Origin of the sequence: Amycolatopsis sp. lyj-84, from assembly GCF_046549075.1 — a bacterium.
GTDB lineage: Bacteria > Actinomycetota > Actinomycetes > Mycobacteriales > Pseudonocardiaceae > Amycolatopsis.
This window is the reverse complement of the sequence record NZ_JAJPWO010000003.1, coordinates 379,428-401,394: the sequence shown is the minus strand read 5'-3', so window position 1 is coordinate 401,394 and position 21,967 is coordinate 379,428. Positions and strand designations below refer to the sequence as shown.

Here is a 21,967-nt window from a genome sequence, read left to right as displayed (position 1 = left end):
TTCCTTGCCAGGCTGTCGACCGCCGGCCCGGCTGTTCAAGCTCAGCCGGTTTTCGTGCCCATCTGATCCCGGTTGTCTATCCGGTCAGGCGGCTTTCGCCGCTTCGCGGATCGCGCTGAGGAACCTTCGCACCGCGGGATGTTCCCTGGCGTGCGCGGCGACGGCCGCGTGGATGGAGCGCACCGGATCGGGGCGGCGGACCTTGCGGATGGCGACACCGGGATGCGGGGCGCCGAGACCGAGTTCCGGGATCAGCGCGACCCCGAGCCCGGCGGCCACGAACCCTTGTGCCGTCTGGTAATCCTCGGATTCGACGACATGGTTCGGAGCGAATCCCGCCGCGCCACAGGCATCGAGCAGGATGTCGCGGCAAGCGCCGGGAAGACCGTCGACACCGACCCACGGATCCTCCGCGAGCTCGCCGAGATCGAGGACGCGCTTGCGGGCGAGCCGGTGGTTCTTCGGCAGGATCGCGCGGTACGGGTCGTCGAGGAGGTGGATGTACTCGACGCCCTTGACGCGGGGAGTGCTGGTGGGGAGCACGATCATCGCGACGTCGGCCTTGCCGGACTCGATGTCGGGCATCGAATCGTCGGGCTCGACCAGTTTGAGGTCGAGGCGGACGCCCGGGAAGTCGCAGCGCAGCGCGGCGACGGCCAAGGGCACCAGGGAAGCGCCGGCCGTGGCGAAGTAGCGGATCGCGAGCCTGCCGGTGCGGCCTTCCTTGAGTTCGGTGAGCGCGGCCTCGGCCTTCGCGAGCTGGGTGCTCAGCGTTTCCGCGTGTTCGGACAGCAGCGAACCGGCGGGCGTCGGGCGCACGCCGCGCCCGACGCGTTCGAGCAGTTCGACGCCGGCTTCCCTTTCCAGGGTGGACAACTGCTGGCTGATCGCGGAAGGTGTGTAGCCAAGGTTCCTGGCGGCGGCGGTGATCGAACCGCTGCTGATCACGGCTCGGAGGACCTGCATGCGGCGGACGTCCAGCATGGTCCGATCTTACAGTTCTTCTTAAGGCTCCCTGCAGTTATTTTCGCTTGTCCTTACGCGTCGGCGCGGTGAAGCTGAGCCAGGCACTTAAGGAGGACCGGGTGGGCGAGACGAAGACCCTGCTGCGGATCGGCGCGCTGGCGCTCATGTGGGGATCGAGTTTCTTCTGGATCAAACTGGGGCTGGGCGCGTTCTCGCCGGTGCAGCTGGTGCTGGCGCGGGTGGCGCTCGGCGCGGCGGTGCTGATCGGGCTCTGCTACCTCGGGCGCGACAGGCTGCCGTCGGGGCGGCGGATCTGGGGACATCTGACCGTCGCGGCGTTCTTCCACAACGCGCTGCCGTTCCTGCTGTTCGCGTGGGGTGAGCTGACCGTCGACTCCGGGATCACCGGGGTGCTGAACTCGACGACGCCGCTCTGGGTGCTGCTGGCCGCGCCGATGCTGGGCACGCGCACGAAGATGACCGCGCTCCGCGTCGCCGGGCTGGTCGTCGGGCTCGCCGGGATCCTGCTGATCTTCGCGCCGTGGGAGGCCTCAGGGCTGCTCAGCTGGGGCGCGCTGGCCTGCCTCGCGGCGGCCGCGAGCTACGGGTTCGCGTTCGTCTACGAGGGCAAGTACCTGACCGGCACCGGAGACTCGCCGCTGTCGCTGGCCGGCGGGCAGATGCTGGTCGCGACCGGGTTCCTGCTGCTGGCGATGCCGATGGGCGGTTTCTCGCCGGTGCACCTGAGCACCGGCGCGATCGTCGCGGTGGTGATCCTGGGGATCGGGTCGACCGGGATCGCGTTCGCGCTGAACTACCAGCTCCTCGCGAGTGAGGGCGCCGTCGCGGCGTCGATCGTCGGGTACCTGCTGCCGGTGGTTTCGGTGCTGCTGGGGGCGGTGTTCCTGGCCGAGCCGCTCAACTTCCGGGTGATCGCCGGGATGGTCGTCGTGCTGGGCGGCGTCGCGCTGACCCGGCTCCGCCCGAAGGAGCGGGGGACCTTTGCTGCCGCCCCGGTGGTGGAGCGGCCGCTGGCGATCGCCGGGGAGACGGCGCCATGACGACGACCTTGTGGCGCCCGACCGGTCCGGTCGAGCTCGACCTCGTCCGCGAGTCGGGCTGGCGGGAGTGGCCGCCGCGCCTGCCGGAGCAGCCGATCTTCTACCCGGTGCTGAACGAGGACTACGCGATCAAGATCGCCCGCGACTGGAACGTGCGGTACGACGGTGCGGGCTTCGTGACACGGTTCGAGGTCGAGACGGACTTCGTCCAGCGGTACCCCGTCCAGCAGGCGGGTGGGAAGACCATCCTGGAGCTCTGGGTCCCGGCCGAGGAACTGGCCGAGTTCAACGCGCACATCGTGGGGAAGATCGAAGTGACCCACGAATTCAGGCGGCCCGTCTGACCTGCGTTTAGCGGGCTAATCGCGATGCGGTGGGGCCTGGGGCTCGGCGGATCGCGTTTAGCCCGCTAAACGCGACGCGTCGTCAGAGGACCGAGACGACGAGCAGGGCGGCCATGACCAGCTCGACCCAGAAGTAGAGCCAGCTCGGGTAGAACCGCTCGGGCCGCTCCGCGAACCGGGCGACCAGCCGCCCGAAGGCCATCCCGGCGAGCGCGACGGCCACCGCGATCGCGGCGCCCCGCTGGATCCCGCCGACGTCGAACGCCGCGAAACCGAGCAGCACGGCGATCGCCACCCCGAAGCCGCCGTAGACCGCCCGCACCTCGGTCCGCGCGGTCGCGGAGTCCAGTTTGATGCCGAACGGCCGGATCAACCGCCCTGGCGCGGCGAGCCCGAGCAGCCCCATCCCCAGGAAGAACACGGCCACCAGGCCGATGAGAACAGGCGCCATCTAGACGAGGCGCCGGTCGGAAGCCCAGCGCGAAAGCTCGTACCGGTTCGAAAGCTGCGTCTTCCGCAGAACGCTCGAAACGTGCGTCTCGACGGTCTTCACCGAGATGAACAGCTCGGACGCGATCTCCTTGTAGGCGTACCCGCGCGCGAGCAGCCGCAGCACGTCGCGTTCCCGCGGCGTCAGCAGGTCCAGGTCCGGGTCGCTGATCGGCGCGGAACCCGGCCTGTCGGCGAAGGCGTCGAGCACGAACCCGGCCAGCCGCGGCGAGAACACCGCGTCACCGTCGGACACCCGCACGACGGCGCGCACGAGTTCCTTCGACGAGATCGTCTTCGTGACGTAACCCCGGGCCCCGGCCCGGATCACGGCGATCACGTCCTCCGCGGCGTCGGAAACCGACAGCGCGAGGAACACGACGTCCGGCAGTTCCGGGCGGATCCGGCGCAGCACCTCGGCGCCGCCGCCGTCCGGCATGTGCACGTCGAGCAGCACGACCTGCGGCTTGGTCCGGGCGATTCCCGCGACCGCCTCGGCCACCGAGCCCGCCTCGCCGACCACACGCACGTCGTCGGTGATCGAGTCCAGTTCGGTGCGCACGCCCGCCCGGAAAAGCGCGTGGTCGTCGACGAGGAAGACCTTGACCGGTTCTCGCGTCTGCTGGTTCTCCGTCACGATGCTCCCTCACTCGCCCTGTCCCGTGAGCATAGCGACCTCACGCCGCGCCCTTCCCCGCCTTGACCGGCATCTCCAGCTGGACCTCGGTTCCTTCACCCGGTGCGGTACGCAGTTTGAGCTTCCCGCCGTGCCGCTCCATCCGGCCGCGGATCGAATCCGCGAGACCGTGGCGGTCGCTCGGCACGACGTCGGGGTCGAACCCCTTGCCCCTGTCGCGCACGAAAACCGTCACCGCTGTCGGCTCGACCTCGGCGTACACGCTGACTTCGTCGACACCCGCGTGCTTGGCGGCGTTGACGATCGCTTCGCGGGCCGCCTGGACCAGCGCGGTCAGCGGCTCGTTCAGCGTGGCCTCCCCCACGACCACCTGCTGCACCGAAATCGCGAACGCGTCCTCGACCTCGCCGCACGCGGCCGCGAGCACCTCGGACAGCTGCCCGCTGACAGCTTCCTCTTCGGTCTTCTGGCTCTTGCCGTATCCCGTCGGCCCGTACAGCCAGCCACGCAGTTCGCGTTCCTGACCGCGCGCGAGCCTGGCGACCTCACGCGGCGATTCCGCCTGCTTCTGGATCAGCGCGAGGGTCTGCAGGACCGAGTCGTGCAGGTGCGCGGCGATCTCGGCGCGTTCGTCGGTACGGACACGGGCGGTGCGCTCGTCGGAGAGATCACGGACCAGGCGCAGCCAGAACGGGACGGTCAGCACGGCCACCCCGAACAGCGTCGCGATCACCGCGACCAGCGCGAACTTGACCTGGTCGATGCTGCCGCTCTGCAGGACGACGACGCCGATCCCGGTCATCACCAGCGCGACACCCGCGACGACGCGGATCGCGGCCGACCAGCCCCCGCCACCGAGAAAGGCCCCGGCGACACTGCCCTTCCCGCTGAGACGCCAGCGCCTGCGCTGCGACTCGTCGGCCTCACGCCAGACGACCGCCGCACCGATCATGGCCAGTGCCAGCGGGATGGCGACCCAGCCGCTGATCAGGCCGGTCAGCGTGCCGCTGGCGACGGCGAGGCCGACACCCAGCGCCATCAGGCCGAAAGCCTGCTGCTTCTCCTTCGGCGCGGTTTTCTCCGGCTCGACGTCACCGCTCTGCTGCTGGACGAAGACCCAAAGCAGGCCGTACGCGAGCAAGCCGGTGCCGTTCAGCGCGGCCAGCAGCGCGAACGCCGTCCGGACCCAGAGCACCTTGACGCCGAGGTGATCGGCGAGGCCGCCGGCGACACCCGCGATGGCGCGGCCGGAGCGGCGGCGATACATCTTGGGCGGCTCGAACGGGGCCGGGGACAGGCTGCCGGGCACGGGCACCGGAGGGCGCTCGATGAGCATCGGCTTCACCTGCACGGTGAGCTCGTCGGGGGCGGATTCCTGCACGTTCTCCATGGTCACACGGAGCACGGAACCGATCCATCGGGGAAACCCCTGACTCTTCCCGCTGGGGGAAACCTCAGGGGACTTCCCGGATGTGGCGGGGGTCGGCCGGAGCGCATTCTTTGTGGCATGAGTGGGAGTGAGACACACACGCCGAAGCACGGCCCAGCGGCCGGCTTCGAAGCGACCGTCAAGGATTTCTGGCGGAGCAGGCCGGTACGCCCGGCACACGGCCGCAAGTTCGCCGGTGTCGCCGCGGGAATCGGCTACCGGTACGGCATCGACCCGACCGTGGTCCGGGTGGCGCTGGTCGCCGCGACCGTGTTCGGCGGCTTCGGTGTCTTCATCTATCTGCTGGGCTGGCTGTTCCTGCCGCAGGAAGGTGACCGCGTTTCCGCGTTCGAGGGCCTGATCGGCCGGGGCCGCGCGTCGAGTTCACCGGCGTTCGCGGTGCTGCTGCTGATCCTGCTGTTCCCGGGACTCACCTGGACCCTGAGCGGCGGCTGGCTGACCGACGGCACCGGGCTGATCGGTTTCGCACTGATGGCCGTCGCGCTGTACTTGCTGCACCGCAACCGCGGGCAGTTCAACCGGCCGGTGCCGCCCGCCCCGGCTCAGCCGACCGCCGCGTTCTCGATGGCGTCCGCGTCTACGGCGACCTCCGCTTCGGCTGCGACCGAAGGCGGCTGGGACCCGCTCGCGGCCGACCCGTCCGCTTGGGACCTGCCGAACGCGTATCAGTCCGGCGGTCTGCCGCCGCAGAGCCCTCCGCCGCCTCCGGCTCCGCCGGTGCCTCGCGGCCGGAAGTCGAAGATCGGCGCCGCGACCTTCGGGGTCGCCGTGCTGGTCGGCGGCGTGGGCACCGTCCTGGGCTTGGACGGCGAAGCGTGGTTCACCCTGCAGCACGTCATCGGACTCACCCTGGGTGTGGTCGGCATCGGGCTGGTGGCCGGCTCGTTCGTGCGGGGCGGTCGCGGGCTGATCGGGCTGGCGGTGCCGCTGGCGATCGTCGGGATGGCGCTGACCACGGTGCCGTTCGACAACTTCTCCGTGAAGGGCGGCCTCGGCGACCTGAAGGCGACGCCGAGCGCGGCGTCCGATGTGCTGCCGGAGTACCGCCACTCGGCGGGCGACATCGACCTCGACCTGACCAAGCTGCCCGCGGGGGCCTCGGTGACCACGAAGGTCTCCAACGGGGCGGGCAACTCGACGGTGCTCGTGCCGACGGGTGCCGAAGTGAAGGTCACCTGTGAGACGGGAGCGGGCGAAGTCGATTGCCTCGGCCAGTCCCGCTCGGGGGTCGGTGAGGACGCCGTCGACTTCACCTCGGCGGGCACCAACGGCCAGAAGATCGTCCTGCAGGTCAAGAACAGTGTCGGAAACGTGGAGGTGCGTCGTGGCTGAGTACGACTACGACAACTACGACAGCACGCAGACCCAGTCGGCTCAGCCCGCGAAGCGCGGGGTGGACCTCTTCACCCTGATCGTCGGGATCGCGACGCTGCTGGTGTCGGGTTACGTCCTCTCGGACGGCTCCTCGTGGCTCCCGCAGTTCGACTTCCGCTGGGTGATGGCGGGCGGCGCTATCTTCGTCGGCGTCCTGCTTCTCGCCGCTTCGCTGCGCAAGAGCCGCCGCTAGCGGCCGCACTCACGATCCACTCCACTCCGAAGGCCCCGGCCCCTCGCCGGGGCCTTCGCCTTGCCCCAGGGCCGCGCGACTTTAGCCCCCTAATCGCGATCCGATGGGCCTCGGGCACCTGAGGGACCCAGAGCGCGTTTAGCGGGCTAAACGCGATCCGGGTCGCGCAGGTGCCCTGGGTCGCCAGATCGCGATTAGGGGGCTAAACGCAAGTCGGGACGGGTGCGGGTCACTCCCACTCGATGGTGCCCGGCGGCTTGGACGTGACGTCCAGGACCACCCGGTTCACCTCGGCGACCTCGTTGGTGATGCGGGTCGAGATCCGCTCCAGGACCTCGTAGGGCAGCCGCGTCCAGTCCGCGGTCATCGCGTCCTCGGACGACACCGGCCGCAGCACGATCGGGTGCCCGTAGGTCCGCCCGTCGCCCTGGACGCCGACACTGCGAACGTCGGCCAGCAGCACCACCGGGCACTGCCAGATCTCGCCGTCCAGCCCGGCCGCGGTGAGCTCCTCACGCGCGATGGCGTCGGCCGCGCGCAGCGTCTCGAGACGCTCGGCGTCGACGGCGCCGATGATCCGGATGCCGAGGCCCGGGCCGGGGAACGGCTGCCGCTGCACGATCGTCTCCGGCAGCCCGAGCTCCAGCCCGACGCGCCGCACCTCGTCCTTGAACAGCAGGCGCAGCGGCTCGACGAGCTCGAACTGCAGGTCGTCGGGCAGCCCGCCGACGTTGTGGTGGCTCTTGATGTTCGCCGCGCCCTCGCCGCCGCCGGACTCGACGACGTCCGGGTACAGCGTGCCCTGGACCAGGAACTTGTAGTCGCCCTCGGCCTTGAGGTCGCGCTCGGCCTGCTCGAACACGCGGATGAACTCGCGGCCGATGATCTTGCGCTTCTCCTCGGGGTCGGTGACCCCGGCCAGCGCGTCGAGGAACCGCTCGCGCGCGTCGACGGTCACCAGGTTGACCCCGGTCGCGGCGACGAAATCGCGCTCGACCTGGGTGCGTTCGCCGGAGCGAAGCAGGCCGTGGTCGACGAACACGCAGGTCAGCCGGTCACCGATGGCCCGCTGGACCAGCGCGGCCGCCACGGCCGAGTCGACGCCGCCGGAAAGCCCGCAGATCGCCCGTCCGTCACCGACCTGTTCGGCGATGCGCTTGACCTGGTCGTCGACGATGGACGACGTCGTCCACTGCGGCCGGATGCCCGCGATGTCGTGCAGGAAGCGGCGAAGCACCTCTTGTCCGTGCGGCGAGTGGTGCACCTCGGGGTGGTACTGGACCCCGGCGAAGCGGCGCTCGACGTCTTCGAACCCGGCGACGGCGGCACCGTCACTCGACGCGGTCACGGTGGCGCCCTCGGGGGCCTTGGTGACGCTGTCGTTGTGGCTCATCCAGGCGGGCTGGTTGTTCGGCAGCCCGGCGTGCAGGACGCCGCCCTCGCCGGTGACGCGGACCTCGGTGCGGCCGAACTCGCGGATTCCGGTCGGCTCGACCGTGCCGCCGAGGGCTTGCGCGAGCACCTGGTGGCCGTAGCAGATGCCGAGGATCGGCACGCCCGCGTCGACCAGCCCGGGGGCGAGGGCGGGGGCGTTCTCCGCGTACACGCTGGAAGGACCACCGGAAAGGATGATCGCGGCCGGATCCTTCGCGAGGATGTCCTCGGCGGTGGCGGTGTGCGGGACGACCTCGGAGTAGACCTGAGCCTCGCGCACACGGCGCGCGATCAGCTGCGCGTACTGCGCCCCGAAGTCCACGACGATTACCGGACCGGTGGGACTGGGCACCTGAAACCTCCAGATCAGAGCAGTACGCTTCCCCACCATCGTCCCAGGTGGGCCGGGTCACCTCGCCGCCAACCCCCTCACGATTCAGGACAGCGGCTGACCGCTAGGGGCCCTACCGTCGGCGGACATGAGCATCGACTGGAGCAAGGAACTCTCCGAACAGCTCGAGTGGCACTGGACGCAGCACTTCCGCCCGCGGCTGGACACCCTCACCGACGACGAATACCTCTGGGAACCCGCCGCGGACTGCTGGTCGATCCGCCCTCAGGAGGACGGCCGCCTGATGATCGATTGGGCGTACCCGGAGCCCTCACCGCCGCCGGTGACGACGATCGCCTGGCGCCTCGCCCACATCGTCATCGGCGTCTTCGCGATGCGGAACGCGTCGCACTTCGGCACCGAACCCGTCGACTACCAGACCTTCCCGTACGCGGCTTCCGCCAAGGAAGCGCTGGAACAGCTCGACGACGCCTACGCGCGCTGGCGCGACGGCGTCCGCGGCCTCACCGCCGAAGATCTCGAGCGCCCCTGCGGCGAGGCCGAGGGCCCCTATGCGGAGTACCCGTTCGTGGCCCTGGTCCTGCACATCAACCGGGAGGCCATCCACCACGGCGCCGAGGTCCTCCTCCTGCGCGACCTCTACGCGCGTCGCGTTTAGCCCGCTAAACGCGCTCCCCGGCCCACGTCGCGTTTAGCGGGCTAAACGCGACGCGCTCATACTGAGGCGAGCCCAGGAAAGGACCCGTCTTGCGAGCGACTGTCATCTACGGCGCCGGCGACGTACGCGTCGAGACCGTCCCGGACCCGAAACTGAGCGAGCCGACCGACGCGCTTCTCCGCGTCGTCCGCTCCTGTATCTGCGGCAGCGACCTCTGGCCGTACGGCAGCATGCCCGCGCGCGACCGCGGCGTCCGCATCGGGCACGAGTTCCTCGGCGTCATCGAGGCCGTCGGCTCCGACGTCACCACGCTCAAGACCGGCGACCTGGTCGTCGCGCCCTTCGTCTACTCCGACAACACCTGCCGGTTCTGCCGCGAAGGCCTCCACACCTCGTGCGTCCACGGCGGCTTCTGGGGCGCGAAGGGCGTCGACGCCGGCCAGGGCGAGGCCGTCCGCGTCCCGCAGGCCGACGGCACGCTCGTGAAACTGCCGCACACCGAGGACGACGACCTGCTCGCGGGACTCCTCACCCTGTCCGACGTCTTCCCGACCGGCCACCACGCAGCGACCAAAGCGGGCGTGAACGAGCGCACGACGGTCACCGTGATCGGTGACGGCGCCGTCGGACTCTCCGCGGTCCTCGCGGCGAAACGCCTCGGCGCCGAGCGCATCATCCTGATGGGCCGCCATCAGGCCCGCACGGACCTCGGCCGCGAGTTCGGCGCGACGGACGTCGTGTCCGAGCGCGGCGACGAAGGCATCGAGAAGATCCGAGAGCTCACGAACGGCGAAGGCACCCACACCGTTCTCGAGTGCGTCGGCACGAAGCCCGCCTTCGAAATGGGCGTCGGCGCGGTCCGCCCCGGCGGCACGATCAGCCGCGTCGGCGTGCCGCAGTACGACGAGGGCCCGATCGGCCCGCCGCTCTTCCGCCGCAACATCACCGTCACCGGCGGCGTCGCCCCCGCCCGCCACTACATCCCCGAGCTGCTCGACGACGTCGTCGAGGGCAGGTACCAGCCGGGCAAGGTGTTCGACCGGACCATCGGGCTCGAAGAGGTCCCCGAGGGCTACCGCGCGATGGCGGACCGCGAAGCGCTCAAGGTGCTCGTCAAGCCCTGACTGGAATACCTTGTCATCCATGGACATGATCACCCCGGAGCCGCGCCCCGCTTGGATCGCAGGCCGCGCCGAGCAGGGCGCTTCGACGCTCACCGTGCACCACCCGTTCGACGGAAGCGAAGTCGCCACCGTCGCGGTGCCCGGGCCGGAGCAGGTCGAACGAGCGGTGAGCGCGGCGGCGAGCGTCGCGAAGGAGTTCCGGCGGTCCTCGGCGCACAGCCGCGCTTCGGCGCTCGATCACGTTTCGCGGGTTCTCGCCGGCCGCGCCGAGGAGATCGCCGAGGTCATCACCGCCGAGAACGGCAAACCGCTCAAGTGGGCCGACGCCGAGGTGCGGCGCGCGGTGTCGGTCTTCCGGATCGCGGCCGAAGAGGCCCGCCGGTTCAGCGGTGACCTGCAACGCCTGGACACCGACCCGGCGGGCGAGGGCAGGCTGGCGCTCACCCGCCGGATCCCGCGCGGCCCGGTGCTGGGCATCGCGCCGTTCAACTTCCCGCTGAACCTGGTGGCGCACAAGGTCGCGCCGTCGCTCGCGGTCGGCGCGCCGATCATCGTCAAACCCGCACCGCGAACGCCCCTCTCCGCGCTGATCCTCGGCGAGATCCTGGCCGAGACGGATCTGCCGGAAGGCGCGTTCTCAGTGCTGCCTCTCGGCAACGAGGAGACTTCGGCGCTGGTCGCGGATCCCCGGCTGCCGGTGGTGTCGTTCACCGGTTCGGGTCCGGTCGGCTGGTCGCTGGCGGACGCCGCGCCGCGCAAGCACGTCGTGCTCGAACTCGGCGGCAACGCGGCCGCCGTCGTGCTCCGCGACTGGCCGGATCCCGAAGGCGCCGCGCACCGCATCGCGACCTTCGGCAACTACCAGGCCGGGCAGTCCTGCATCGCCGTGCAGCGGGTCATCGTCGAACGTGAGGTCGCCGAAGAGTTCGTGCCCGCGTTGGTGGAAGCCGTGCGGGAACAGCGAACCGGTGACCCATACGACAAGAACACCGACGTGGGGCCGGTCGTCGACGAGGCCGCCGCGGAACGGATCGTGGCCTGGATCGACGAGGCCGTCGCCGCGGGCGCGAAGATCCTCACCGGCGGCAAGCGGGACGGCGCGACGGTGGAGCCGACCGTGCTCACCGACGTCCCACCGTCCACAAAGGCCTGGGCCGAGGAGGTCTTCGGACCGGTACTCGCCGTGTCCATTGTGGATGGTGTCGACGAGGCTTTCGCTTCGGTCAACGAATCCGCTTACGGGTTGCAGGCCGGAGTGTTCACTCGCGACGTGCATCTCGCCTTCTACGCGTCGACCGAACTCGAGGTCGGCGGCGTGATCATCGGCGACGTCCCGTCCTATCGCGCGGACCAGATGCCGTACGGCGGCGTCAAGGGATCGGGCATCGGCAGGGAAGGTGTGCTCGCCGCGATGCACGACCTCACCGAGGAACGGGTCACCGTCTTCACCGGCATCGATCTCTAGGCGGGGGTGACGGCCTGCGCGAAACCGAACACCTTGTCCGGGTCGTAGGTCTTCGCCACCTGCTTGAGGCGGGTGGCGTTGTCGCCGTAGTAGGCCGTCATCCAGTCGGGCAGAGCGGGGTCGATGTAATTGACGTAGCCCCCACTCAGCCCGATCCCTGTCACCACTTCGGCGACGGAATCCGTTGCCAGAGAACGATTGCGCGTATCCGCCTGGCTGTAGATCTGCACGCTTCCGATCGCCTTCCGGTGCCAGAAGGCGGTGGCGTCCGGGGCGATGTCTGCGACCGCTCCGCCGAGACCGTCGACCAGGAGGTCCATTCCTCGCCTGCCGCCGAGGATCGACGTCAGCTTCGCGGGATCCACCGCTTCACCGAGAATGCGCGATGAGGCCACAAAGGACTGACGATTCTCACTACCGGAGAAGTACTTCATGGCACCGAGATAGTCGAGCTGCTTCACCGTCCGCGTGCCCTTGACCTTGCCGGTCAGCTTGTCGAGTTCCCGGGCCAGCGAGGCGGAATCGCCGACGTAGCAGCCAGAAACCCGCGCACCGACCGGAGATCCTCCCGACAGCACGACGTTCGCCCACAACTCCGGCGGCGCTTCGGGCAGCCATCGCTGCCACTCGGCGAGGACCTCGTTCGCACTCCCCGCCGGGAAATGCAGGGAGAAGACCGAAACGACCGACGGCGACGGATCGGTGCGGAAGGTGAACGAGGTGACGACACCGAAGTTGCCGCCGCCTCCCCCGCGCAACGCCCAGAACAACTCAGGCTCGGAATCGGCCGATGCCGTCCGGAGCTTCCCATCCGCCGTGACGACCTGCGCGGAGACCAGGTGATCACAGGTGAGTCCGTATTTGCGGGCGAGGACACCGATTCCACCGCCGAGTGTCAGCCCGGCGATGCCGACACTGGGGCAGGAGCCCGCCGGCAGGCAGCGTCCCGCGCCACCGAGTGTGGCGTAGACATCCTTGAGTTTCGCGCCCGCGCCGATCACGACCTGCTCGCCTTGAACGTCCACTGAGGACATTCCGCCGAGGTCGATCATCAAGCCGCCATCGGGAACGGAATACCCGGCGTAGCTGTGGCCGCCGCTGCGAGCGGCGATCGGCACGCGTCGCGCGGCCGCTTCGATCGCTGCCTGCACGTCTTCCGGTTTGGCGCATTTCGCGATCGCGGCGGGCTTGAGGCCGTCGAAGGCCGGGTTGAACACGCGTTTGGTGTTCTCGTAGCCGGAATCACCCGGCAAGAGCAGCGAGACCTTGTTCCGCAAGGCCGCCCAGTCCGGCGGACCGGACGGCGGCGCGACACTGGAACTCGGCGGCAACGAGGTTCCGGGAGCCGAGGTGGGCGCTTGCACGGGAGGCGCGGCGGAACACGCCGTCGCGGCCGCCCCCGCCGCGGCCGCGCCGGCGAGTTTGAGGAAGTTCCTTCGCCCCAACTTCATACTTGTGAAGACGCGCGGACGCCGGCCAGGTTGCCGGGCTCACCCGACCGAGTCAGAGCCAATGCGGCAGCGGCGGCACTTCGCCGTCCAAAGTGGACCCATCGGAGCGGCCGGTGATCCAGGCGAGGGCGTCACCGGGCGCGCCGGTCACCTTGGCCGGATCGCCGGTGCCCATCCGCCATTCGTGCCGCGTCCCGTCGCCGTCGACGGCGACCAGGAGGACCGCGGGCAATCCGTCGCCGTACCAGGCGATCGCGCCGCTCACCACCACCTCGAACTCCCGGCCGAGCAGCCCGGAGACCCGGTCGAAGTCGTAACCGGAGTCCAGGTCGACGAGGTGGATCGAGGTTTCGGACAGCCGTTTGAGCAGCACTCCCTCACCGGTGAGGCGATTGCCCAACCGATCACGGGCCTCACCGGCCCACGCCTCGTCCGGCATGGACGCGGCCAGCTCCGCGAACCGCTCACCGGAGTCCACGACGTCGGCGACGATCACCGCGGCGGAGCGGTCGGCTCCGGCCTCGATGCCCTCGTCGCGAGCCGTGGCCGTGTCGTACATCGGCGTCTCGACGCCGGTCTTCGCCCAGGTCAAGAGGTTGCCGAGGCCGTCGGCGTTGCGCGCGACGTGCGAGAGCAGATGCGCCCTCGTCCAGCCGGGCAACGCGCTGGGGGCGTGCACGGCGTCCTCGCCGAGGCCGCGGGCCACGAGCACCCACTCGTCATGCAAGGCGCGGACGCGATCGAGCAGGACGTGGGCGCGTTCTGAGGCGGTCACGCCCTTGAATCTAGCCAGTCAGGCGAAGCCTGTCAGTTGAGGGTGGTGGCGGGGCGGGGTCCGGGTTAGCGCCGAAGGGCCGCCGGTGCGTCGGCTGGAACTGACGGGTTCTTGGGCGCGATCGGCTCCAGACGCGCGTACGGCAGCTCCTGCGACGGCCGATTGTCCGTTTCGCCCTTGTTGGGCCACAGCGAGAACGCGCGCTCGGCCTGTGCGGTGATGGTCAGCGAAGGGTTGACGCCGAGGTTGGCGGTGATCGCCGATCCATCCACAATGGACAGACCGGGATAGTTGAAGACCCGGTGGTACGGGTCGATCACGCCGTTGTCGGCCGCCGTGCCGATCGGCGCACCGCCGATGAAGTGCGCCGTCAGCGGGATGTCGAAGATCTCGCCCCAGGTGCCGCCCGCCATCCCGCCGATCCGTTCGGCGGTGCGGAGGTTGGCCTCGTGCCCGGCGGGGATGAAGCTGGGGTTCGGCTCGCCGTGGCCCTGCTTGGACGTGTACTTGCGGCGGCCGAAGAGACCGCGCTTGGTGTAGGTGGTGATGGAGTTGTCGAGGCTCTGCATCACCAGCAGGATCACCGTGCGCTCGCTCCAGCGGTAGCCGTTGAGCAGGCGGACCGTCTGGACCGGGTGCTTGACCATGAAGTTGACGGCCTGGCGCCAGCGCGGGACCCCCGAATCGCCTTCGGTGGCGATGGTCTGGAGCAGGCTCATCGCGTTGCTGCCCTTGCCGTAACGGACCGGCTCGATGTGCGTGTTGTCGTCGGGGTGGATCGACGACGTGATCGCGACACCGCGGCTGAAGTTCCGCTCCTCGTCGACCGAGGTGCGGGCGGCGCCGATGATGGCCTCGGAGTTGGTGCGGGTCAGCTCGCCGAGGCGCGGTGAGAGCTTCGGCAGCTTGGCGGTGTCACGCATGCCGTGGAGCAGGTTCTGCGTCCCCCACGTGCCGGCGGCGAGCACCACCTGCGCGGCGGTGAGCTTGTGGCGGAACTTGCGCGAGGTCGACCCGGTCTTCTTGATGCTCACCTCGTACCCACCTGCGTTTAGCGGGCTAATCGCGCTCACCGTGGTGAGCGGGATGACCTTCGCGCCGTCCTTCTCCGCGAGGTAGAGGTAGTTCTTGACCAGGGTGTTCTTGGCGCCGACGCGGCAGCCGGTCATACAGGCGCCGCACTCGGTGCAGCCGGTGCGCGCGGGGCCCGCGCCGCCGAAGTACGGGTCCTCGGCTCGCTCCCCCGGCTTGCCGAAGTACACGCCGACGGGCGTCGGGTGGTACGAACCGGCGACGCCCATGTCCTCGGCGACGCCCTTCATCACGACGTCCGACGGCGTGACGCTGGGATTGGTGACGACGCCCAGCATGCGGCTGGCCTGGTCGTAGTGCGGACCGAGCTCGGACTCCCAGTCGGTGATGTGGGACCACTGCGGGTCGACGTAGAACGGCTTCAGCGGGCGGTACAGCGTGTTCGCGTAGACCAGCGAGCCGCCGCCGACGCCCGCGCCTGCGAGCACCATGACGTCCTTGAGCATGTGGATGCGCTGGATGCCGAAGCAGCCGACCTGGGGCGCCCAGACGTAGCGGCGAAGGTCCCAGGACGTCTTCGCGAACTCGTCGTCGGCGAAGCGGCGGCCCGCCTCGATGACGGCTACGCGGTAGCCCTTTTCGGTCAGGCGGAGGGCAGCGACACTGCCGCCGAACCCGGAGCCGACGACGATCACGTCGTAGTCGAAGTCGTCTTCAGTGGTGGTGTTACTGGCAGTCACACCCTCGACTGTAACCCCGGCCACCCCTTCTGACCAGAGGTAAGTTACTGGCCGGTTACCTTCCACCCGGATGGTGCATGCTCGGAGTCGTGATCGACGAATTCGCGAAGGAATACCTGCACGGTGACCTGAAGGAGATCCGCGAGGCGATGCTCGGGAAGCTCGACGGGCTGTCCGAGTACGACATCCGGCGGCCCATGACCTCGACCGGAACCAACCTTCTCGGCCTGGTCAAGCACCTGGCGGCCTGGGAAGCCCGCTACTTCGGCGAGGTCTTCGGCCGGCCGTTCCCCGAGGCCATCCCCGAGCGGGGTACCGACCTGTGGGCGACCGAGCACGAAACCCGCGAGGAGATCATCAGTCTCTACCGGCGCGCCTGGGAGCACTCCGACGCGACCATCGCCACGCTCGCCGTCGACTCGCCCGGCCACGTGCCCTGGTGGCCGCGTCCCGACGTGAAGCTGTTCAACGTTCTTGTCCACATCCTCACCGAGACCAACAGGCACGCCGGACACGCCGACATCCTGCGGGAACAGCTGGACGGCCAAGTGGAAAGCCCGTCCCGGCCGGGACAGGACGCGACGTTCTGGGCGGACCGGCGCGCGGAAATCGAACGTGCGGCCAAGGCGGCGCCGGAGCGCGTTTAGCGGGCTAAACGCGCTCCGGGCCGGGGTCGGATGTCAGCGGCGCACGGTCAGACCGACGCGCTGGAACTCCTTCAGGTCCGAGTAGCCCGTCTTCGCCATCGCGCGACGAAGCGCTCCGAAGAGGTTTACGACGCCCTCAGCGTCCGAGGACGGCCCGAAGAGGAGCGTCTTGAGGTCGACGGCGTAGTCCGGACCCAAGGCCACGCGAGAACGCGGCAGGGACGGGTGCGCGGCCGCGGACGTCCAGTAGAGCCCCTGCCCCGGCGCCTCGGAGGCGGCGGCCAGCGGCGCACCCAGCATGACCGCGTCGGCACCGCAGGCGATCGCCTTGGCGATGTCGCCGGAAACGCTCATGCCGCCGTCGGCGAGCACGTGCACGTACCGGCCACCGGTCTCGTCGAGGTAGTCGCGGCGCGCGGCGGCGGCGTCGACGATCGCGGTCGCCATCGGCGTCCCGATCCCGAGCACGCTGTCGGTGCTCGTCACGCCGCGGCTGGCACCGTGACCGACGATCACGCCGGCCGCGCCGGTGCGCATCAGGTGCATCGCGGTGCGGTAGTCGCTGACGCCGCCCGCGATCACCGGGACGTCGAGACGTCCGATGAAGTCCTTCAGGTCCAGCGGCTCGGCGTCGCGCTGGACGTGCTCGGCCGAGATGATCGTGCCCTGCACGACCAGGATCTCGACGCCCGCCGCCAGCAGGTCCGGCGTGAGTTCGGCGGCGTGCTGCGGGCTGACCCGCGCGGCCACCGTGACACCGGATTCGCGGACGGTCTTGATCGCCTCGGTCAGCAGGTCCAGCCGGATCGGGGCGGAGTGCAGTTCCTGCAGCTCACGCACGATCGCGGTCGGGTCCGAAGTGTCCTCGGCCGCCCGGACGAGGCGGAAGATCGCGTCCTCGACGTTCGGGTGCCGCGCCCAGAGCCCTTCGGCGTTGAGGACGCCCAACCCGCCGAGCTCGCCGACGGCCACTGCGGTCCCCGGCGACACGATCGCGTCGGTGGGGTGCGTGACCAGCGGCAACTCGAACCGGTACGCGTCGATCTGCCAGGCGGTGGACACGACCGAAGACGACCGGGTGCGCCGCGACGGCACGATCTCCACGTCATCGAGGTCATACGCCCGCCGCGCGGTGCGGCCCATGCCGATCTCGACCAGATCCCGCACGTCAAGTCCCTTCTCAACGACGACCGTTACACCCCATTGTCGCTAGGCCGCGTGGGTGACCTGCGCACGGGGCTCCCGAACCGGCCCCGAAGTCACACCAGCCCCACCTGCCTCACCAGTTTCACGTTTAGCCCGCTAAAGGCGCGCCGGTGGGGCGAGTGGGGCTGGAGGGTCAGAACGAGACCTTCTCCACGGAGTCGGTCCGGAGGACGGATTCCTGCGAGAACGCCTTCTTGTAGTCGGTCCGGATCTCCTCGATCTCCCGGTTCGCGTCGCGGTCGCTGAAGGGATAAACGACGACGATCACCTTCGACTTCTCCCGCGAGATCTTCCCGTCCGAGCCGCGCCACTGCCCGCGCCCGGTCAGCTCGGTGAACCCGTCCGGGAACCGCGGCGTGACGACCTTGTCGGTGAAGGCGGTGAACTCGGCGTCGGTCAGCTCCCCGCCGCCCGGCTTCGTCGTGCCGAAGTACAGCTCGGTGCGCTTCCACAGGTCACCCGGCGATGCCTGGAGCCCCACGGCATCAGGCGTCGAAGGCGCCGCGGAAGCGGTGGGGACGGCCGAGGCCGCCACCCCGCCGCCGAGGCCGAGCGCCGCGGCGGCGAAGACGGCCAGCGCGGTCCGCCGTGAAGTGGTCAGCGAGAAAGACATCGGGTTCCTCCCAGGAGACTTGATCAGCGGACCAAGTCTCCTGGGAACGGAACCGGATGGGTAAGTGTCCTAACGGGCGGACTACCGGGTGGTGTAGTTCGGCGCCTCGACGGTCATCGTGATGTCGTGCGGGTGGCTCTCCTTGAGTCCGGCCGCGGTGATCCGCACCAGCTGCGCCTCCTGCAGCTCGGGGATCGTCGACGCACCCGCGTAGCCCATCCCCGACCGCAGCCCGCCCACCAGCTGGTGGACGACGTTCGCGAGCGGCCCGCGGAACGGGATCCGTCCCTCGATGCCCTCGGGGACCAGCTTGTCCTCGCTCAGCACGTCGTCCTGCGCGTAGCGGTCCTTCGAGTAGGACTTCGCCTGGCCGCGCGACTGCATGGCGCCCAGCGAGCCCATGCCGCGGTAGGTCTTGAACTGCTTGCCGTTGACCAGGATCAGGTCACCGGGCGATTCGGCGGTGCCCGCGAGCAGGCTGCCGAGCATCACGGTGGACGCGCCGGACGCGATCGCCTTCGCGATGTCGCCCGAGTACTGGATACCGCCGTCGCCGATCACCGGGATCCCGGCCGGGCGAGCGGCCTGGTCGGCCTCGTAGATCGCGGAGATCTGCGGCACACCGACCCCGGCGACGATCCGGGTGGTGCAGATGGAGCCCGGGCCGACGCCGACCTTGATCCCGTCCGCGCCCGCGTCCACCAGCGCCTGCGCGCCCGCCCGCGTCGCGACGTTGCCGCCGACGATGTCGACGGTGTCGCCCAGTTCCTTCTTCAGCAGCGCGACGGTCTCGACGACGGCGCGGGAGTGCCCGTGGGCGGTGTCGACCATCAGCACGTCGACCCCGGCGTCGGCCAGCGCCATCGCGCGCTTGTGCCCGTCCGGGCCGACGCCGACGGCGGCACCGACGATCAGGCGGCCGTTGGTGTCCTTGGAGGCGTTGGGGTACTGCTCGGTCTTCACGAAGTCCTTGACCGTGATCAGCCCGCGCAGCTTGCCGGCGCCGTCGACGATCGGGAGCTTTTCGATCTTGTGACGGCGCAGCAGCCCGAGCGCGGCTTCCGCGGTGACGCCGACCTGCGCGGTGACCAGCGGAAGCTTCGTCATCACCTCGTGCACCGCACGGGTGTAGTCGACCTCGAACCGCATGTCGCGGTTGGTGATGATGCCCACGAGCGTCCCGGCGGCGTCCGTCACCGGCACACCGGAGATCCGGAACCGCGCGCAGAGCGCGTCGACCTCGGCGAGGGTGTCTTCAGGCGAGCACGTGACCGGGTCGGTCACCATGCCGGCTTCCGAACGCTTCACGACCTCGACGGCGGACGCCTGGTCGTCGATCGGCAGGTTGCGCTGCAGCACGCCCATCCCGCCCTGGCGCGCCATGGCGATCGCCATGCGGCCTTCGGTGACCGTGTCCATGGCGGCGGAGACCAGCGGGATGTTCAGGGTGACGTTGCGGGAGAGCCGGGTGCGGGTGCTGACCGCACTGGGCACCACGTCGGACTCGGCCGGCAGCAGCAGCACGTCGTCGAAGGTCAGCCCGAGCATGGCGAACTTGCTCGGGACGGGGGCGGTGACGCTGTCGCTGGTCATAGCAGGCGAGGGGCCTTCCTAGCGGTGACTAATGGGGGCCGCCGTGGCTGAGGACATCACGGCGAGGGCCTGCCCCTCATGATATCCGGGCCGGGCGGCCGCTCGGCCCGGGTGGGCGCCCGGTAGCGTGCAGGCGTGCCGCAAGATGCGTTGCCCCCAGACCCGTTCGCGGATGACCCGGACGACCCGGCCCGCGCGTTCATCGACGACGCCGACCGGCTCGACGAGCCGATCAGCGACGAAGAGCGCACCGAGTTGCTGGCCGACCTCTCCGATCTCGCCGTCTACCAGGCGCTTCTCGAACCGCGCGGGGTACGCGGGATCGTGGTCGACTGCGGTGAATGCGACGAACCCCACTATCACGACTGGCATCTGCTGCGCGCCAGTCTCGAGCAGTTGCTCGCCGACGGCCGGATGCGGCCGCACGAGCCCGCGTTCGATCCGAACCCCGGTGACTACGTGAGCTGGGACTACTGCCGCGGTTTCGCGGACGGCGTCACCGCCAACGAGAGCGCCTACTGATCGCGTTTAGCCCGCTAAAGGCGATTTGGGACTTACGCGAAAGGGCCTGGTGAGAGGGATCTCACCAGGCCCTTCGGCGTTCTTGGGGTGTTACGGCGTCTCGGCCGCGGCGCCCGGTGCCTGTGCTCCGGCACCCGGCGACGGCTCGTTACGCGAGCCACCGGGGTCGTTGCCCGAGGCGGGCGGCGTCGTCGACGTGGTGGGCGGCGGAGGCTCACTCGTCGTGGTCGGCGGAGTCGGGGTGGGAGTCGTGGTGCCCGGCAGGCTCGTCCCCGGGTTGCCGCCTCCCGGCAGCGACGTCGGCGGAGCTGTCGGCTGCGGAGTGGGCTGCGGGGTCGTCGCGACCGGGGTCTGCGTCGGCGACTGCTGATCCGGCGGCAGTGGCTGCTGGCCGGGATTCTGCAGCTGGGCGCTCAACTGGCGATGCTGTTCGAGCAGCTGATCGCGGTTTTCTTCGTCTGTCACCTGGCTCAGCGCGGCCTGTGCCTCGTCGAGCGCCTTGCGCGCGTCGTCGAGGCGTCCGCCGGCGAGCGCGAGGTTGGCCTTCTCGAGATCGAGTTTGGCCGCCGCAGCGGCCTCGACCGACCGAGCGTGGTCGGCGTAAAGCACCTTGGTCAGGCCCCAGAGCGTGTCACCAGGCTGCGCGTCCTTCGCGGCGAGACCGGTACCGGCGAAGGCGATGGCCAGGACAGCCGCAGCGGCGGCCACCGGGACCAGCAGCCGGCGTCTTCCCCCGTGTTTGCGGGCCAGCGCGGCCGTCTTCACGGTGACGACGGCGGTGTCGATGTCGACGAGCTCCGCGAGCGGTTCGCTGTCGATGTCACGCCGCCAGGCCAGCAGGAGCGCGTTGAGCTCCTGATCGCCGAGGTCGTCGGCCATCTTCGGGTCCGAGCCGCCGAGAGCGTCGAGCAGCGCGTCATCGGCCTGAACAGCCGAAAGATCAGCGGCGAACTCCGCCTCGGAGGACGTCAGCCCTCTTTCGAAGGCCGTCAGTTCACGATCGGTCCCAGGGGAGAACCGATGGTCGCGATCGGTCACTCAGATCACCTCCTCAGCGGCCAGAACCTTACGTAGGCGCGCCAGGGCGCGATGCTGGGCCACCCGGACGGCGCCGGGGGTGGACCCCACGGCTTCGGCCGTCTCTTCGGCGGACAGTCCGACGACGACACGCAAGACGACGATCTCGCGCTGTTTGTCGGGAAGTACACGGAGCAGCTGCGACATACGCTCGTTCAGCTCGCCTTGGAGGGCACGCTGCTCGGGACCGACGCCGCCCTCGATCTCATCGGGGACTTCGGCGACCGGTTCAGCCCGGTTACGGGCGGCGGCGCGATGCGCGTCGGCCACCTTGTGCTGGGCGATCCCGTAGACGAAGGCCAGGAACGGGCGGCCCTGATCACGGTACGAAGGCAATGCCGTGAGCACCGCGAGACACACCTCCTGAGCAACGTCGTCTGCGGAAGCGAACGAACGCTCCTGCCTGCCAACCCGAGCGCGGCAGTACCGCACTACCAAAGGACGGATGGCCGCCAGCAACCGCTCGACCGCTTGAGGATCACCCTCAACAGCAGCGGCGACCGGCTCATCCAGTCCGTCCCCCACATTGGCCATCGCAGACAACAGTCCCAGTGTTACGTATAGGTGTGCAAAGAGTCCGGCGTGTGACTTCGGAGGCCACTACCGGTGATAGCTACCGTACCGCCCGGGCCCGCCGCCTTCGCTGACGGCCGCCATCGGCGCGCCGCCTTTCCGGCGAGCACGCTGAGACCCGGGTCTTCCTGGGTTCCCTTCGCTCGTAGTCGAACTTTCAACGAGCTGGAACGCAGTGGGATACGACGGTC

Annotated in this window: 22 protein-coding genes; 9 read left to right on the top strand and 13 right to left on the bottom strand. The window is 69.5% G+C overall.

The window, feature by feature from the left end; genetic code table 11:
- Window positions 1-84: 84 nt before the first annotated feature.
- Window positions 85-984: a LysR family transcriptional regulator gene (locus ACLJRM_RS12075; protein ID WP_410663026.1), complete on the bottom strand. Its 900-nt coding sequence runs from the start codon at window positions 982-984 to the stop codon at window positions 85-87.
- 101 nt (window positions 985-1,085) lie between these two features.
- Here ACLJRM_RS12075 and ACLJRM_RS12070 point away from each other — a divergent pair, with 101 nt between their 5' ends.
- Both ACLJRM_RS12070 and ACLJRM_RS12065 read left to right on the top strand, forming a co-directional pair.
- The gene (locus tag ACLJRM_RS12070; RefSeq protein WP_410663025.1) at window positions 1,086-2,027 is read left to right on the top strand and encodes a DMT family transporter; all 942 of its coding nucleotides are present in this window, start codon (window positions 1,086-1,088) and stop codon (window positions 2,025-2,027) included.
- Window positions 2,024-2,371: a hypothetical protein gene (locus tag ACLJRM_RS12065; RefSeq protein ID WP_410663024.1), complete on the top strand. Its 348-nt coding sequence runs from the start codon at window positions 2,024-2,026 to the stop codon at window positions 2,369-2,371. Before ACLJRM_RS12070 ends, ACLJRM_RS12065 begins: the two co-directional genes overlap by 4 nt.
- An 82-nt stretch (window positions 2,372-2,453) precedes the next feature.
- Here the strand turns inward: ACLJRM_RS12065 and ACLJRM_RS12060 are convergent, their stop codons facing one another.
- From ACLJRM_RS12060 to ACLJRM_RS12050, 3 genes are read right to left on the bottom strand one after another with little or no spacing between them, the layout of a single operon-like run.
- Window positions 2,454-2,822 carry a DUF4345 domain-containing protein gene (locus ACLJRM_RS12060; RefSeq protein WP_101612236.1) on the bottom strand — a complete coding sequence of 123 codons (369 nt, stop codon included), beginning with the start codon at window positions 2,820-2,822 and terminating at the stop codon, window positions 2,454-2,456.
- Window positions 2,823-3,497 carry a response regulator gene (locus ACLJRM_RS12055; RefSeq protein WP_076163075.1) on the bottom strand — a complete coding sequence of 225 codons (675 nt, stop codon included), beginning with the start codon at window positions 3,495-3,497 and terminating at the stop codon, window positions 2,823-2,825.
- A 40-nt stretch (window positions 3,498-3,537) separates the two neighbouring features.
- Entirely contained in the window at window positions 3,538-4,893 is a 1,356-nt protein-coding gene (locus ACLJRM_RS12050) for a PspC domain-containing protein (RefSeq protein ID WP_410663181.1), read from the bottom strand.
- A 111-nt stretch (window positions 4,894-5,004) separates the two neighbouring features.
- On the opposite strand from ACLJRM_RS12050, the gene ACLJRM_RS12045 reads away from it, so the two are divergent.
- Window positions 5,005-6,279 carry a PspC domain-containing protein gene (locus ACLJRM_RS12045; protein WP_410663023.1) on the top strand — a complete coding sequence of 425 codons (1,275 nt, stop codon included), beginning with the start codon at window positions 5,005-5,007 and terminating at the stop codon, window positions 6,277-6,279.
- Window positions 6,272-6,514: a hypothetical protein gene (locus tag ACLJRM_RS12040; protein WP_101612234.1), complete on the top strand. Its 243-nt coding sequence runs from the start codon at window positions 6,272-6,274 to the stop codon at window positions 6,512-6,514. The genes ACLJRM_RS12045 and ACLJRM_RS12040 overlap by 8 nt, the downstream gene beginning before the upstream one ends.
- Before the next feature lie 229 nt (window positions 6,515-6,743).
- Here ACLJRM_RS12040 and guaA read toward each other — a convergent pair whose 3' ends face one another.
- Complete coding sequence (gene guaA / locus ACLJRM_RS12035; RefSeq protein ID WP_410663022.1) at window positions 6,744-8,300, bottom strand: glutamine-hydrolyzing GMP synthase; 1,557 nt, start codon at window positions 8,298-8,300, stop codon at window positions 6,744-6,746.
- A gap of 127 nt (window positions 8,301-8,427) precedes the next feature.
- Here guaA and ACLJRM_RS12030 point away from each other — a divergent pair, with 127 nt between their 5' ends.
- The 3 genes from ACLJRM_RS12030 (at window position 8,428) to ACLJRM_RS12020 (ending at window position 11,547) form a co-directional block, all read left to right on the top strand.
- On the top strand, window positions 8,428-8,958 hold the full coding sequence (locus ACLJRM_RS12030; RefSeq protein WP_410663021.1) for a DinB family protein: 531 nt from the start codon (window positions 8,428-8,430) through the stop codon (window positions 8,956-8,958).
- Window positions 8,959-9,047: 89 nt separating this feature from the next.
- Window positions 9,048-10,082 (top strand): zinc-dependent alcohol dehydrogenase family protein, encoded by a 1,035-nt coding sequence (locus ACLJRM_RS12025; RefSeq protein WP_410663020.1) that lies wholly within the window; start codon window positions 9,048-9,050, stop codon window positions 10,080-10,082.
- Between the two features lie 19 nt (window positions 10,083-10,101).
- Entirely contained in the window at window positions 10,102-11,547 is a 1,446-nt protein-coding gene (locus tag ACLJRM_RS12020; RefSeq protein ID WP_410663019.1) for an aldehyde dehydrogenase family protein, read from the top strand.
- Here ACLJRM_RS12020 and ACLJRM_RS12015 read toward each other — a convergent pair.
- From ACLJRM_RS12015 to ACLJRM_RS12005, 3 genes are all read right to left on the bottom strand, one after another.
- On the bottom strand, window positions 11,544-12,998 hold the full coding sequence (locus tag ACLJRM_RS12015; protein WP_410663018.1) for an FAD-binding oxidoreductase: 1,455 nt from the start codon (window positions 12,996-12,998) through the stop codon (window positions 11,544-11,546). The genes ACLJRM_RS12020 and ACLJRM_RS12015 overlap by 4 nt on opposite strands.
- Before the next feature lie 52 nt (window positions 12,999-13,050).
- Window positions 13,051-13,773, bottom strand: coding sequence for a maleylpyruvate isomerase N-terminal domain-containing protein (locus ACLJRM_RS12010; protein WP_410663017.1), 723 nt, complete (start codon window positions 13,771-13,773; stop codon window positions 13,051-13,053).
- 65 nt (window positions 13,774-13,838) lie between these two features.
- On the bottom strand, window positions 13,839-15,545 hold the full coding sequence (locus tag ACLJRM_RS12005) for a GMC oxidoreductase (RefSeq protein WP_410663016.1): 1,707 nt from the start codon (window positions 15,543-15,545) through the stop codon (window positions 13,839-13,841).
- Between the two features lie 77 nt (window positions 15,546-15,622).
- Between ACLJRM_RS12005 and ACLJRM_RS12000 the strand changes: the two genes are divergently transcribed.
- The gene (locus ACLJRM_RS12000) at window positions 15,623-16,192 is read left to right on the top strand and encodes a DinB family protein (RefSeq protein ID WP_410663015.1); all 570 of its coding nucleotides are present in this window, start codon (window positions 15,623-15,625) and stop codon (window positions 16,190-16,192) included.
- A gap of 33 nt (window positions 16,193-16,225) precedes the next feature.
- Here the strand turns inward: ACLJRM_RS12000 and ACLJRM_RS11995 are convergent, their stop codons facing one another.
- The 3 genes from ACLJRM_RS11995 to guaB all read right to left on the bottom strand — a co-directional run bounded on the left by ACLJRM_RS11995 (window position 16,226) and on the right by guaB (window position 19,604).
- Window positions 16,226-17,359 (bottom strand): GuaB3 family IMP dehydrogenase-related protein, encoded by a 1,134-nt coding sequence (locus tag ACLJRM_RS11995; RefSeq protein ID WP_101612227.1) that lies wholly within the window; start codon window positions 17,357-17,359, stop codon window positions 16,226-16,228.
- Between the two features lie 172 nt (window positions 17,360-17,531).
- Window positions 17,532-18,011 carry a DUF3574 domain-containing protein gene (locus tag ACLJRM_RS11990; RefSeq protein ID WP_101612226.1) on the bottom strand — a complete coding sequence of 160 codons (480 nt, stop codon included), beginning with the start codon at window positions 18,009-18,011 and terminating at the stop codon, window positions 17,532-17,534.
- A gap of 81 nt (window positions 18,012-18,092) precedes the next feature.
- Window positions 18,093-19,604: an IMP dehydrogenase gene (gene guaB, locus ACLJRM_RS11985; protein ID WP_101612225.1), complete on the bottom strand. Its 1,512-nt coding sequence runs from the start codon at window positions 19,602-19,604 to the stop codon at window positions 18,093-18,095.
- Between the two features lie 135 nt (window positions 19,605-19,739).
- Between guaB and ACLJRM_RS11980 the strand changes: the two genes are divergently transcribed.
- Window positions 19,740-20,126 (top strand): DUF5319 domain-containing protein, encoded by a 387-nt coding sequence (locus ACLJRM_RS11980; RefSeq protein WP_005166667.1) that lies wholly within the window; start codon window positions 19,740-19,742, stop codon window positions 20,124-20,126.
- A gap of 90 nt (window positions 20,127-20,216) precedes the next feature.
- Here ACLJRM_RS11980 and ACLJRM_RS11975 read toward each other — a convergent pair whose 3' ends face one another.
- Both ACLJRM_RS11975 and ACLJRM_RS11970 read right to left on the bottom strand, forming a co-directional pair.
- Window positions 20,217-21,164, bottom strand: a complete 948-nt coding sequence (locus ACLJRM_RS11975; protein WP_410663014.1) for an anti-sigma-D factor RsdA — start codon at window positions 21,162-21,164, stop codon at window positions 20,217-20,219.
- The gene (locus ACLJRM_RS11970; protein ID WP_037314832.1) at window positions 21,165-21,737 is read right to left on the bottom strand and encodes a sigma-70 family RNA polymerase sigma factor; all 573 of its coding nucleotides are present in this window, start codon (window positions 21,735-21,737) and stop codon (window positions 21,165-21,167) included. It lies immediately after the preceding gene.
- Window positions 21,738-21,967: the final 230 nt, after the last annotated feature.